The organism is Pseudomonas sp. CFBP 13727 (genome assembly GCF_014841915.1).
Lineage (GTDB): Bacteria > Pseudomonadota > Gammaproteobacteria > Pseudomonadales > Pseudomonadaceae > Aquipseudomonas > Aquipseudomonas baltica.
On sequence record NZ_JACYUT010000005.1, the window covers coordinates 21,587 to 35,084 of the forward strand.

Here is a 13,498-nt window from a genome sequence, read left to right on the forward strand (position 1 = left end):
GGTTGATATCGCAAGGCATATGCCAAACTTTTTACTTACTGAAAGCTCAGATATTTCATACAGTTAGAAATGTAATCAGCTAATAGCTACCATGCAGCCTGCCGAATCAATCAGAATCGACCATGCAACCTGCCCGATTTGTCCGGGACTAACCAAGAATTTTCTCTGAGGAGCGTAGGAACATGGAATCTGGCACGGAGCATAAAGGCCGCATTCTGCTGGTGGACGATGAGTCCGCCATCCTGCGTACCTTCCGCTATTGCCTGGAAGACGAAGGCTACAGCGTGGCGACGGCCAACAGCGCGAATCAGGCAGACACCTTGATGCAGCGGCAGGTGTTCGACCTGTGCTTCCTCGACCTGCGCCTGGGCGAGGACAACGGCCTGGATGTACTGGCACAGATGCGTGTGCAGGCACCATGGATGCGTGTGGTGATCGTCACCGCGCACTCGGCGGTGGATACCGCCGTCGATGCAATTCAGGCCGGCGCCGCCGACTATCTGGTCAAGCCCTGCAGCCCCGATCAGTTGCGCCTGGCGACCGCCAAGCAATTGGAAGTACGTCAATTGTCGGCTCGGCTCGAAGCGCTCGAAGGCGAGGTGCGCAAGCCCAAGGACGGCCTTGATTCACACAGCCCCGCCATGATGGTCGTGCTGGAAACCGCGCGCCAGGTGGCGGTGACCGATGCCAACATCCTCATTCTTGGCGAATCGGGTACCGGCAAGGGCGAGCTGGCACGCGCCATTCATGGCTGGAGCAAGCGCGCCAAGAAAAGCTGCGTAACCATCAACTGCCCGTCGCTGACTGCCGAGTTGATGGAAAGCGAACTCTTCGGCCACAGTCGCGGTGCTTTCACCGGTGCCAGTGAAAGCACTTTGGGTCGCGTCAACCAGGCCGATGGCGGGACTCTGTTTCTCGACGAGATCGGCGATTTTCCCTTGACCTTGCAGCCCAAGTTGCTGCGTTTCATTCAGGACAAGGAATACGAGCGGGTAGGTGACCCCGTGACGCGGCGCGCCGATGTGCGCATCCTGGCGGCGACCAACCTCAACCTCGAGGACATGGTTCGCGAGGGCCGTTTTCGCGAGGATCTGCTGTACCGCCTGAACGTGATCACCCTGCACCTGCCGCCGCTGCGCGAGCGCAGCGAGGATATCCTGACCCTGGCCGATCGTTTTCTCGCGCGCTTCGTCAAGGAGTACGCGCGGCCAGCAAGAGGCTTCAGCGAGGAGGCACGGGCGGCGCTGCTCAACTATCGCTGGCCGGGAAATATCCGCGAGCTGCGCAACGTGATCGAACGGGCGAGCATCATCTGCCCTCAGGAGCGCGTCGAGGTCAGCCATCTGGGCATGGCCGAGCAGCCCGTCAACAATGCACCGCGCATCGGCGCGGCGCTGAGCCTGGACGAACTGGAAAAGGCCCACATCGGTGCCGTCCTGGCCACCAGTGATACCTTGGATCAGGCCGCCAAAACCCTGGGTATCGATGCCTCGACGCTTTATCGCAAACGCAAACAGTACAACCTATGAAACTGGCCATGAAGCTGCACACCCGGCTGTTTCTCAGCATCTCGGCGCTGATTACAGTCGCGTTGCTGGGGCTGGTGTTGGGTCTGGTCAGCGTGATGCAGATGGCTGCTTCGCAGGAAAGCATGCTGCGCAGCCACTTCACCACGCTGGACCTGGGGCTCAAGATGCGCCAGAGCCTGGGCGATCAATTGGTCATGATGCTGGAGCCCGATCCGGACGTCGCGGGCATCGGCCAGTCACAGGAGCAATTCAAAGCGCTGCTCGATGAAGGCATCGCCCATGAGCAAAGCCACAATGCTCACTACGGATTTCTCCAGTCCGCCGAAAACTTCCAGGCCTTTGTCGAGCAATACCGGGCCACGGCCACGCAACACCTGCCGTTGAGCCATAACCCGCCGCTGAGCCAGGCATTCAATACCCTGCGCACGAGCCTGATCGATTCGTACAAGAACACCCTGCAAAGTATCGCCGCGCTGGAGCACGAGTCCCACCAACGGGCGATGTGGGTATCGGGTTTGCTCGGCCTGGTGGGCCTGGCGGTGCTGATCGTCGGCTTTTTTACCGCACACGGTATCGCGCGCCGTTTCGGCGGGCCCATCGAGGCCTTGGCCAAGGCGGCGGACGACATCAGCCAAGGCAATTTCGATGTGCAGCTACCCGTTTCACCGGCAGCAGAACTGAATCGGCTGGCCAGCCGCTTCGCCACCATGGCCCACGCGCTGCGTCAGCATCAGGCCACCAATGTCGATGAGCTTCGCGCTGGGCAACAGCGCCTGCAAGCGGTGCTGGACAGCATCGACGACGGCCTGCTGATGATTGATCGACAAGGCCAGCTGGAGCATTTGAACCCGGTTGCGCAGCGTCAGCTGGGCTGGGAAGACCACCGCCTGGGCCTGGGGCTGGGCGAAGCGCTTGGCAGGCCCGATCTGGACGAACAACTGAATTTGATCCTGCGCGGTGGCAGCCTGGAGCGTGCGCTGGACGACCTGAGCTTCGAAGTCGATGGTGAAGCGCGTCTGCTTTCGTACAGCCTGACGCCGGTGACCCATACCCAAGGCAATATCCTCGGCGCGGTCATGGTGCTGCACGATGTAACCGAGCAGCGCGCATTCGCACGCGTACGCAGCGAATTCGTCCTGCGCGCCTCCCACGAGTTGCGCACGCCGGTAACGGGCATGCACATGGCCTTTGGGCTGCTGCAGGAGCGCGTGCATTTCCCAGAGCAGAGTCGCGAGGCCGATCTGCTCATGACGGTCAACGAAGAAATGCAGCGTTTGATGCAACTGATCAACGACCTGCTCAACTTTTCGCGTTACCAGAACGGCCTGCAGAAGCTGGTGCTGGCGCCGTGTGCGCTGGATGACCTGTTGCAGCGCGCCTACGAGCGCTTCGCCAGCCGCGCCCATGAGCTGGGTATCCAGCTGACCATCGAGTTGGCCGAAGGGCTGCCACGCCTGCACGTGGACGCAGGGCAACTGGATCGGGTGCTGGACAACTTGCTGGAAAACGCCCTGCGGCACACAGCGGAAAATGGCCATATCCGCTTGCAGGCACGCCGCCATGCCGAGCGCGTGATCATCAGCGTCGAGGACAACGGCGAAGGCATCGCCTACGGCCAGCAGGGGCGTATTTTCGAGCCTTTCGTACAGGTCGGGCGCAAGAAGGGCGGTGCCGGACTGGGCCTGGCGCTGTGCAAGGAGATCGTGCAGTTGCACGGTGGCCGCATGGGGGTCTACTCAAGACCCGGCCAGGGCACCCAGTTCTATATGACCCTGTCGATCTAGCGCGATGGCCTGGGTGCCTTGCGCCCTCAGGCCTCGTCGCCGGCGCGCCGACCAGCGCGGCGCCGGCCCTTGGTGATCAGTTCCTTGAACTGTCGCGCATTCAGTGCCTGCGCGAACAACCAACCCTGACCGTAGTCGACGCCCTCGCTTTCGAGCAGCAGCGCTTGCGCCTCGTGCTCGATGCCTTCGGCGATCACCCGCAGATCCAGAGCATGAGCCATGCGAATGATATGGGGCGCCACGCCACTGCTTTCGACGTCATCGCCCAGGGCATCGATGAACGCCTTGTCGATCTTGAGGCAGTCCACAGGCAGGCTTTGCAGGTATGCCAGGCTGCAGTAACCGGTGCCGAAATCATCGATCAATACCGTATGGCCCACGTCGCGAAGGGCCTGAAGGTTTTCCCGCGCCACGTCGACGTCGATCAGGGAACGTTCGGTCACCTCGAAGGCGATCTGCTCGGGCGCCACGCGGTAGATGGAGAGCAGCCGGGCCACCACCTCGCCGATGCGCGGCACGGTGACATCGCACGCCGCCAGATTCACTGAAATGTACAAATGCGGGTTGGCTCGCAAGAGGTGGCTGAGCTGCTCGAGCGACTGCTGCAGGACGAAGTCGGTGATCTGGCGGATCTGGCCGCTGTGTTCCGCCAGCGGAATGAACAGCTCCGGGCTGGTGAGCGTACCGTCGGGGCGACGCCAGCGCACCAAGGCCTCGGCACCGACGCAGCGACGATTGCTCAGGTCGAAGATCGGCTGGTAGAGCACCTGCAGTTCGCCCCGACGCAACGCACCGTGCAGCTCGCCGCCCATCGAGCGGCGCTGGGTGATCAGTTGCAGAACCAGCCAGCCGATGCACAGGGCCACCACCAGGCTGACAGGAAACAGCAGCCACAGCGGGGTATCGAATATGGGCAGTTCCTTGCTGCGCGGAGCGATCAGCACCAACTGGAAGTCCGGGGACTTGGTCGACATGCGGTAGATCAACCGGTCCGAAGTGACCTGCAGGGCATCGACCGCATCGGCACGCCAACCCGATACCGGCGGCCATGGCTGCTCTGAACCCAGCACCGGGATCGCCCGGCGCCCCTGGTCGAGCACCACCAACAGGCTGCCACCGGCGGGCAGGTCGACCACGTCGCTCAGATGCCCCCGCGAGGTCGAAACCCGGAACGGCCCGCGGCCAAGCATCAGCGCGGCCCAGTTGTCATTGCGCTGAGTGGTGGTGTTGAGCCAGTAACTGTAGGTAGAACCCTGGATGTCCGGCGGTCGACCCAGGCTGGCGACGTCCCTGCCGCGGCGGTTGGAGCAGCGCTGGGCGCCGTCGATGAACGCGGCTTCGAAGACGAAGCGGTTGTCGAAGCCGATCTTTTCCAGGGCATCCATCATCTGCGGGCCGCAATGGCGCACAGGTTGAGCCTGCAACGCATCGACCCCCTCGCGCAGCTGACCGAACACCTGCTCCAGGCGGATCAGGAAGCGTTCGCCGCTGGCATTCATCTGCTGCCGTTCGTTGAGCTGAACCTGGTGCATGATCAGCGCGAAACTGGCCGCGAACAGCAGCAGCGCGCTGGCCAGGGCGGCAAGCGTTGCCAGCGCCCAGGGGCGGTACAGAAGACTGCGGAGCTGCGGGAAAACGGCGGCCATCGAGGATCATCCAGTCGGGGGCATCAATGTATAGCAACCAGATGGCGATTGGCCCGCGCTTTCGAGCATATCGACGTGAAATCGGTTGTTACCTGCTGATGAGCGCCTGCAGGATTGCGGCGCTTTGTGCATCGGGCTCGCCGTCGAAGCGTTGCGGACGAAAGTGCATCTGGAAGGCTGCAATCACGTGTCGCGTGGCGACGTCCAGCTCGCCGCTCTGGACCACCTCGTAACCCACTCGGGCCAACTGCTGCTGATACCAGGCGATACTCGGCGGGCTGACCTGGAAGCGCGCCTGGTAGCGTGCCACGGCCTTCGCGTCGGGCCACATGCCCAGACCGTGTTCGGCCAGGCGTTGCCAGGGAAACATCGGCCCCGGATCGGTCTTGCGCAGCGGCGCGATGTCGCTGTGGCCGATGATGTTGCGCGGCGCGATGCCGTTGCGCTGGACGATATCCTTGAGCAGGGCGATCACGGCCTGGATCTGCGCTTCGCTGTAGGGGTACCAGACCCGGCCGTTCGGGGTGTCCTTGTAGCCGGGGTTGACGATTTCGATGCCGATGGAGCTGGAGTTGAGCCAGGTGCGGCCGTCCCATTGGCTTTCGCCGGCATGCCAGGCACGGCGGCTCTCGTCCACCAACTGGTAGACGGTGGCCGGCTGGTCGCCGATCAGGTAGTGGCTGCTGACTTCACCATGAGTGAGCAATTGCAGCGAACGCGGCAGATCGGCCGAGGTGTAGTGCAGCACCACGAACTGCACGCGGTTGTCATGGTTCGCGGACGGGTGACTGCGATCGATGCTCAAGCCGTTGGAGCAACCGGCCAGTACCAGCAGGGAGAGGGCGACAAGGAGCAACTTCATAGGGAGATCACATGCAGGTTCGGGAACAGGGCATCAGCATAGCGTAGCCGGTTGTCTGGATTCAGCGGGCATGCGTTACGTCGCGTTGCCGAATGTTGCGCGCGCGTCCGCGGCGGGATGCGCGGGATCCTCAGGGAGCCGGTTCGATCTGGTTGCGTCCCGCTTCCTTGGCGCGGTAGAGCGCCTGATCCGCGCGCTTGAGCACCTGACTGGCATTCTCACCGGGTTTGAACACCGCTACGCCAGCCGACATCGTCACGCTCACGCGCTCGCCCTTGAAATGAAAAGGGCATTGTTCGACGGCAGCACGCAGGCGTTCGAGCAGACGGCTGCCGCCGCCCAGATCGCTGCCCGGCATCAGCAGGGCGAACTCTTCGCCACCGAAGCGGGCGATGAAATCGTCACCGCGCAAGCCTTTGCGCAGCACGTTGGCGATGATCTTCAAGACCTTGTCGCCGGCCTGATGACCAAAGGTGTCGTTGATCGACTTGAAGTGATCGAGGTCAAGTATGGCCAGCAGCAGGCCATTGCCGGTCTGCTGCGAGCGGACATGCTCCAGGACCAGTCGCTCGCTCCAGGCAGCTCGGTTAGGCAGGCCGGTGAGCGGATCGAGCAAGGCCTTGTTGCGCTGCTGCTCGAGCTTGTCGCGGTAGTCGAGGGCCTCGCGTTCCATGCTCGTCACACGCTCGCCCAAGCCCTGCAGGCGCGCGGTGATTTCCTGTTCGCGTGCCTCGCGCTGCAGGCGGTGCTGCTCCATGCTGGCCAGCAAGCCCTCGAGCCGGCTTTCCAGCACCTGCTTGAGGCCGTCGATATCGACAGCGCCACGCATGCTCGTCTGCAACCCGTCGACGTGTTCACGCAGCACGTCGTCCAATGCCAGGGCGGCGTTGCGCGAGTCGGCATGGTCGCCATGGGTCAGCTGCAACTGACGCTGGAAATTCTCCAGGCGCTGGTTGAGCTGTTGCAGGTAGCGTTCGAACTCCTGCTGACTGCCGTCGTTGACGGCCAGCATCAATACGGCGAGCTCATCGAGCACCGGCAGCAGCTCGTACCAGTTCAGCCCGCGCTGGATGCGCGCGTGCATGGCCTGGGCCTGGGCCATGTAGCGCTCGGGCAAGGTCAACTCACTGAGCAGCTCGAGCAGGGTGGTTTCGATATGGCTGGCAACGCTGCTGTACGGCGGTTCAAGGCTGGCCGGCAAGGCATAGAAAGCCTGTTCATCGGTCAGGCCGCTGTCGAGCACCTGCAGCTGTTCAGCGGGCTTCTCGGTGGGCTGCTCGACCAAGGGCGATGCCACGGGGTCTGCAGCGCCAAGCGCGGGTGCTTCACTGGCAGTATTGCTCGCTGGCAGGCGCAGGTCGGCCACTGCCAAGGCAACAGCGAGCGGGGCAGACTGCGGCGCCGGCTCGTCTGCAATGGCTACGGGGGCCGCGTGAGCGTCGGACACTGCAGTGTCAGATTCCGCAGTGACAGGATCAGGCGTCGAGCCGGCCATTGCCGGTGCATCCTGCGCTGCGGGCACGGGCATGGACTGCACAGGGCTGGCGTCGGCCGGATCGGGGCTGCCGAACAAGCGCTGCAGCAGGCCCGCCCGCTGCGCGCGCAAGGGTCGGTCGAGGGTATTGAGCGCCTGCTCCTGCAAACCACTGAGCTCACTGAGCAGCAAGGGCATCTCGCGCGCCTGTCCAGCCCGCTCTTCAAGGCCCTGGGCGAGCTTTTTCAAAGGTTTGCTGACATCGCGCGGCAGCGGCAGCGACTGCAGTTGCGTAACCAGAGCCCCCAGCGCGGTGCCTATCTGCTGCACCCGGGACTGTCGGCGCTTCTCGGACTCCAGCACGGCAATTTCCAGACGCGGAATCAGCGCCGCCAGCCGAGCGTCCATGTCGTCGCCACGCAGCACCTCGCGCATCTCCTTCATGCAGACATCCACCGCCCGGTCGCTGCCTTCGGCCGCAAGGCTGCTGCGCACCAAGCCTCGACGCAGCAGGTCGAGACGGGCGTTCCAGCGCCGCTCGAGCTTTTCCTGCTGGTCAATGCTTTGCAGGTATTTCTCTTTCCAGCGCTGGCTGTCGTCACTCATGACAAGGATTGCTCGTTGACCTGCAGCTCACACCCACCCGCGATGGGTGCGCTGCGAAAACGTCGTATCGCGGGTGATGCCGCTTACTTGGCGGCACGTTCCTTGGCAATCAGCTGGTCAGCCACGCTCAGGGTCTGCTCGGGACCGCCGGCGGTGCCCAGGTCAAAGCGGTACTTGCCGTTGACGATCATGGTCGGCACGCCGGAGATTTCATACTTCTTGGCCAGCTCCTTGGCCTTGGCGATCTGGCCCTTGATGGCGAAAGAGTTGAAGGTCTGCAGGAATTTTTCCTTGTCCACGCCCTGGGTGGCGACGAATTCGGCCATGTCCTCGGGTTTGATCAGCGGCTTGTGTTCCTTCTGGATGGCATTGAATACGGCGTTGTGGACCTTGTGCTCCACACCCATGGCTTCCAGGGTCAGGAACAGCTGGCCATGGGCATCCCACGGGCCGCCGAACATGGCTGGAATACGGACGAAATTGACGTCGGCCGGGAGCTTCTCGACCCAAGGGTTGATGGTCGGCTCGAACGCGTAGCAATGCGGGCAGCCGTACCAGAACATCTCGACGACTTCGATCTTGCCGGGCTCGGCGACGGCTACCGGGCTGTTCAGTTGAACGTAGGTCTTGCCGGCTTCCAGCGGCACATCCGCCGCCTGGGCGGTCACGCCCATGGCACTGGCGACAACGAGGAAGGCGCCGAAAATCAGATTACGCATGCGTGACTCCTGAGCAGTTTCATACAAGGGACGGATCGGTGCCAGCACCGGACCTGCCTGATCGAGGTGGCTAGTGTAACGGCAGTGATGTCAAAAAAGGGTGGACGAGGAGGGCCTTTGCGCTATTTTCATGGCCCAATAGATGTAACCAGGCGTAAGCCGCCCGCGAAGGCCCGCACCTGGCCAAAGCTTGAACGTGTTCAGCGCAGGGCCTGAATATAAGTGGCCAGGGCTGCAATATCGTCATCGCTGAGCCTGCCCGCAATGTCGTGCATGATCGCGGCAACATCGCCCTCTTGGCGAAAAGCGGTCAGCCGCTTGATCAGGTACGGTGCATGCTGACCCCGCAGCTGTGGAAAGCCGGCCAGTGCGGTACCGGCACCCTCGGGAGCGTGGCAGCCGCTGCAGGCAGGTACACCCAGCGCCGGGTCGCCACTGCGGTAGAGGTCCTGCCCACGCTGCGCCAAGCCGGCGTCGACTTCCGTGGGGGCGGGCGTCTGCTCGGCGTACCAGGCGGCGATGTCGAGCAGATCCTGGTCGCTCAGCTCAGCCAGCGTGCCGGCCATTTCCGGGACCACGCGACGGTTTTCGCGGATGTCCAGCAACTGCTCGTTCAGGTAGCGCTCGCCCTGGCCGGCCAGCTTCGGAAAGATCGGCACCAGGCTGTTACCGTTCGGGCCGTGGCACGCCGCGCACAGTGTCGTCAGTGGCTGCCCTCGGGCGCTGTCGCCCGTCGTGCCGGCAGCACTTGCCGCGCTGCTGGCCAGCAGCGCGCAGAGCAGGCCCATCACACGCATTGCGCTCATCGACTGATCCAACCAAGGTGAAGTTCTCGACCTGCCGCACCGTACGGCCGGCCTGGGCGCATTATGCCCGCACGCAGGCCATTGCCGGCAAAATCACCCACATATTGTCCAGCCCTATATACTTCGCTGCATCGTTCTTGCGGCTGCTGCATCGGGCCCTGCCTCTACCGGAAATCACATGCAACTCAAAAACCCCATCCTGGGCCTGTGCCAACAGGCTACCTTTTCGCTCAGCGCCGCCAAGGTCGAGCAGTGCCCCGATGACGAAGGGTTCGAGGTCGCGTTCGCTGGCCGCTCCAATGCCGGCAAGTCCAGCGCCTTGAACACCCTGACCCACGCCAGCCTGGCACGGACCTCGAAAACCCCAGGGCGCACGCAGCTGCTCAACTTCTTCAATCTGGACGAGGAGCGGCGCCTGGTCGACTTGCCCGGCTACGGCTACGCCAAGGTTCCGATCCCGCTCAAGCTGCACTGGCAGCGCCACCTGGAAGCGTATCTGGGCAGTCGTGAAAGCCTCAAGGGGCTGATTCTGATGATGGACATCCGCCATCCGATGACCGACTTCGACCTGTTGATGCTCGACTGGTCGGTGGCCAGCCACATGCCCATGCACATTCTGCTGACCAAGGCCGACAAGCTGACCTACGGCGCAGCCAAGAATACCCTGCTCAAGGTTCAGGCCGAGATCCACAAGGGGTGGGGCGACGCCGTCAGCATCCAGCTGTTCTCCGCGCCCAAGCGCCTTGGCCTGGAAGATGCCTACACGGTGCTGGCACGCTGGATGGAGCTGCCGGACAAGAACACCGCCGAGGCCTGAGCCCGGAGTGAGAAAATCCGGGCAAAAAAAACCCCGGACTTCGTATGGGGAGGGGGAAGTCTGGGGCTCAAGGTCCGAACCGCTGAGGGTCCGGATATCTGCCAACACTTAACACAACATAGGAGCATCGAAAGGCTTCACTAGCCAATCCCAACGTCTGACTGGGACAGGCCGGGGGAGTTCCTTGGCAGATGCAAACTATTTGCGATAAGTCGTTGGTTTCATGTGGGGTTCAGGTTTCTCATCTGGCGTGGATTCAGCGTGTGCCCCTTCGCGGCCGCTGACCGCTCCTACAGAAAGCATGAGCATCCGTAGGCATGGTCGGCGACCGCGAAGCAGCAACACCGCGCCGAACCAGTGCGCAAAAGTCCGTAGGAGCGGTCAGCGGCCGCGAAGCCGTCAACCCGGCTTCGAATCAGTGCGCCTCGTCCCAGTTGGAACCCACGCCGACTTCCACCAGCAAGGGCACGTCGAGTTGCGCGGCGCCGCTCATGTACGGGCGGATCTGGGTGCCGATCTGCTCGACCAGGTCCTCGCGCACTTCCAGCACCAATTCATCGTGCACTTGCAGGATGACGCGTGCGTCCAGCCCGCTTTCGGCCAGCCAGTTGTCCACCGCAACCATGGCGCGCTTGATGATATCGGCAGCCGTACCCTGCATCGGCGCGTTGATCGCGGTGCGTTCGGCCCCGCGGCGCAGGGCGGGGTTCTTGGCGTTGATGTCCGGCACGTACAGGCGACGCCCGAACAGGGTTTCGACGAAGCCCTGTTCGGCGGCCTGGGCGCGGGTGCGCTCCATGTACTCGAGCACGCCCGGATACTGGGCGAAATAGCGGTCGATATAGGCCTGCGACTGCTTGCGGTCGACGCCGATCTGCTTGGCCAGGCCGAACGCGCTCATGCCGTAGATCAAGCCAAAGTTGATCGCCTTGGCACTGCGCCGCTGGTCGGTGGTGACCTGCGCCAGGTCTACCCCGAACACTTCCGCAGCCGTGGCCCGGTGCACGTCCAGATCGTTCTGGAAGGCATGCAGCAAGCCTTCGTCCTTGGCCAGGTGGGCCATGATGCGCAGCTCGATCTGCGAGTAGTCGGCCGCCAGCAGGCGATACCCGGGCGCCGCGATGAAAGCCTGACGGATGCGCCGACCCTCGGCCGTGCGGATGGGGATGTTCTGCAGGTTCGGGTCACTGGACGACAGGCGTCCAGTGGCGGCGACCGCTTGATGGTAGGACGTGTGGATGCGCCCGGTGCGCGGGTTGATCTGCTCGGGCAGGCGGTCGGTGTAGGTGCTCTTGAGCTTGCTCATGGAACGGTACTGCATGAGCACCTTGGGCAACGGATAGTCCTGCTCGGCCAGTTCGGCGAGCACCGCTTCGGCCGTGGAGGCTTGGCCCTTGGCTGTCTTGGAGATGATCGGCAAGCCGAGTTTCTCGTAGAGAATCACCCCCAATTGCTTGGGTGATCCCAGGTTGAATTCCTCGCCGGCGATCTCGAACGCTTCGCGCTCCAGGGCAACCATCTTTTCACCCAGTTCCACGCTCTGGATACCCAGCAGCTTGGCATCGACCAGCGCGCCCTGGCGCTCGATCCGTGCCAGCACCGGCACCAGCGGCATTTCGATGTCCTGCAGCACGGGCAACAGGCTGGGCACTGCATCCAGCTTGGCCTGGAACAGTTGATGCAGGCGCAGGGTGATGTCGGCGTCTTCGGCGGCGTAGGGGCCGGCCTGTTCCAGCGCGATCTGGTCGAAGGTCAGCTGCTTGGCGCCCTTGCCTGCGATGTCGGCGAACTTGATCGTGGTGTGGTTCAGGTACTTGAAGGCGAGGCTGTCCATGTCGTGCCGAGTGGCGGTGGAGTCGAGCACGTAGGATTCGAGCATGGTGTCGAAGGCCACGCCCCGAACCTCGATGCCGTTGTCCTGGACGCCGCCGATGGCACAGTTGGCGAGGATGTTGATGTCGTACTTGGCGTGCTGGCCGACCTTGAGCTTGCGCGGATCCTCGAGCAGCGGCTTGAGCGCCAGCAGCACGGTATCGCGGTCGAGCTGTTCGGGCACGCCCATGTAGGAGTGCGTGAGCGGAATGTAGGCGGCTTCGTGGGGTTCGACCGCGAAGGAGATGCCTACCAGCTGCGCGCGCTGGGCATCCAGGCCGGTGGTCTCGGTGTCGAAGGCGAACAGGCTGGCCTGTTCGAGCTTCTGCAGCCAGACATCGAAGCGAGCCTGGTCGAGAATCGTTTCGTAGCGTACTTCGATGGCCGCGACCGGCTCCTGCGCCGGCGCCAGTTCTTCGCCGGCGCGCCGGGCTTCACGCTCGACGTCTTCGATCCAGCTGCGGAACTCCAGCTCGCTGTAGATGGCAAGCAGTGCATCGCGATCCGGCTCGCTGCACATCAGTTGGTCGACTTCCACGTCCAGCGGTACGTCGATCTTGATGGTGGCCAGTTCATACGAGAGGAAAGCCATTGCCCGGTGCTCTTCCAGCTTGGCGGGCAGCGCCTTGGCGCCGCGAATGGCCAGGGCCGGGACCTTGTCGAGGTTCTCGTAGAGTTCCTTGAGGCCGCCGCCGATGCCGGTCAGCAGGCCCTGAGCGGTTTTTTCGCCCACGCCCGGCACGCCGGGGATGTTGTCGACCTTGTCACCCATCAGGGCCAGGAAGTCGATGATGTGCTCGGGACCGACGCCGAACTTCTCCTTGACGCCGGCGATGTCCAGCACGCTGCCGGTCATGGTGTTGACCAGGGTGATGTGGCCGTCGACCAGTTGCGCCATGTCCTTGTCACCCGTGGAAATGACCACCGGGCGATCGGCTGCCGCGCTGCTGCGGGCCAGGGTGCCGATGACGTCGTCAGCCTCGACGTTATCCACGCACAGCAATGGATAGCCCAGGGCCCGGACGCAGGCGTGCAGTGGCTCGACCTGTACCCGCAGGTCGTCGGGCATGCTCGGGCGGTTGGCCTTGTAGTCGCCGTAGAGGGCATCGCGGAACGTCCCGCCCTTGGCGTCGAAGACCACCGCGAACGGGCTGTCCGGATACTGCCGACGCAGGCTCTTGAGCATGTTCAGCACGCCCTTCACCGCACCCGTGGGCATGCCCTTGGAGGTGGCCAGCGGCGGCAGTGCGTGGAACGCCCGGTACAGATAGGAAGAACCGTCCACCAGGACGAGAGGAGCTTTGCTCATGAGCAGAATCAACCTTTTCGGCGAGCCCGGCGTTAGAATGCCCGGAGCTGTGACAACGAGAACTGTGACAACAA

The 13,498-nt window shown here is 63.1% G+C and carries 9 protein-coding genes; 3 read left to right on the plus strand and 6 right to left on the minus strand.

Features of this window, described 5'->3' with window-relative positions:
• Positions 1-182: 182 nt before the first annotated feature.
• Together algB and IFT76_RS15700 are read left to right on the plus strand one after the other, a co-directional pair.
• On the plus strand, positions 183-1,529 hold the full coding sequence (gene algB, locus IFT76_RS15695; protein WP_192059207.1) for a sigma-54-dependent response regulator transcription factor AlgB: 1,347 nt from the start codon (positions 183-185) through the stop codon (positions 1,527-1,529).
• Positions 1,526-3,313, plus strand: coding sequence for a KinB sensor domain-containing domain (locus IFT76_RS15700; RefSeq protein WP_122480104.1), 1,788 nt, complete (start codon positions 1,526-1,528; stop codon positions 3,311-3,313). The genes algB and IFT76_RS15700 overlap by 4 nt, the downstream gene beginning before the upstream one ends.
• A 26-nt stretch (positions 3,314-3,339) precedes the next feature.
• Here IFT76_RS15700 and IFT76_RS15705 read toward each other — a convergent pair whose 3' ends face one another.
• From IFT76_RS15705 to IFT76_RS15725, 5 genes are all read right to left on the minus strand, one after another.
• Complete coding sequence (locus IFT76_RS15705) at positions 3,340-4,959, minus strand: EAL domain-containing protein (protein WP_192059209.1); 1,620 nt, start codon at positions 4,957-4,959, stop codon at positions 3,340-3,342.
• An 88-nt stretch (positions 4,960-5,047) separates the two neighbouring features.
• On the minus strand, positions 5,048-5,821 hold the full coding sequence (locus tag IFT76_RS15710) for an N-acetylmuramoyl-L-alanine amidase (protein WP_192059211.1): 774 nt from the start codon (positions 5,819-5,821) through the stop codon (positions 5,048-5,050).
• A 130-nt stretch (positions 5,822-5,951) separates the two neighbouring features.
• Positions 5,952-7,901, minus strand: coding sequence for a GGDEF domain-containing protein (locus IFT76_RS15715; RefSeq protein ID WP_192059213.1), 1,950 nt, complete (start codon positions 7,899-7,901; stop codon positions 5,952-5,954).
• 83 nt (positions 7,902-7,984) lie between these two features.
• Complete coding sequence (locus IFT76_RS15720) at positions 7,985-8,620, minus strand: thiol:disulfide interchange protein DsbA/DsbL (protein ID WP_192059215.1); 636 nt, start codon at positions 8,618-8,620, stop codon at positions 7,985-7,987.
• A 200-nt stretch (positions 8,621-8,820) separates the two neighbouring features.
• Entirely contained in the window at positions 8,821-9,426 is a 606-nt protein-coding gene (locus tag IFT76_RS15725; RefSeq protein WP_192059218.1) for a c-type cytochrome, read from the minus strand.
• Between the two features lie 178 nt (positions 9,427-9,604).
• On the opposite strand from IFT76_RS15725, the gene yihA reads away from it, so the two are divergent.
• Positions 9,605-10,243 (plus strand): ribosome biogenesis GTP-binding protein YihA/YsxC, encoded by a 639-nt coding sequence (yihA, locus tag IFT76_RS15730; protein WP_122480098.1) that lies wholly within the window; start codon positions 9,605-9,607, stop codon positions 10,241-10,243.
• 415 nt (positions 10,244-10,658) lie between these two features.
• Here the strand turns inward: yihA and polA are convergent, their stop codons facing one another.
• Entirely contained in the window at positions 10,659-13,424 is a 2,766-nt protein-coding gene (polA, locus tag IFT76_RS15735; protein ID WP_192059220.1) for a DNA polymerase I, read from the minus strand.
• Positions 13,425-13,498 lie beyond the last annotated feature (74 nt).

Coding starts and splice junctions, on each gene's coding strand:
- algB (WP_192059207.1), top strand. CDS start 183: ATGGAATCTGGCACGGAGCATAAAGGCCGCATTCTGCTGGTGGACGAT.
- IFT76_RS15700 (WP_122480104.1), top strand. CDS start 1,526: ATGAAACTGGCCATGAAGCTGCACACCCGGCTGTTTCTCAGCATCTCG.
- IFT76_RS15705 (WP_192059209.1), bottom strand. CDS start 4,959: ATGGCCGCCGTTTTCCCGCAGCTCCGCAGTCTTCTGTACCGCCCCTGG.
- IFT76_RS15710 (WP_192059211.1), bottom strand. CDS start 5,821: ATGAAGTTGCTCCTTGTCGCCCTCTCCCTGCTGGTACTGGCCGGTTGC.
- IFT76_RS15715 (WP_192059213.1), bottom strand. CDS start 7,901: ATGAGTGACGACAGCCAGCGCTGGAAAGAGAAATACCTGCAAAGCATT.
- IFT76_RS15720 (WP_192059215.1), bottom strand. CDS start 8,620: ATGCGTAATCTGATTTTCGGCGCCTTCCTCGTTGTCGCCAGTGCCATG.
- IFT76_RS15725 (WP_192059218.1), bottom strand. CDS start 9,426: ATGAGCGCAATGCGTGTGATGGGCCTGCTCTGCGCGCTGCTGGCCAGC.
- yihA (WP_122480098.1), top strand. CDS start 9,605: ATGCAACTCAAAAACCCCATCCTGGGCCTGTGCCAACAGGCTACCTTT.
- polA (WP_192059220.1), bottom strand. CDS start 13,424: ATGAGCAAAGCTCCTCTCGTCCTGGTGGACGGTTCTTCCTATCTGTAC.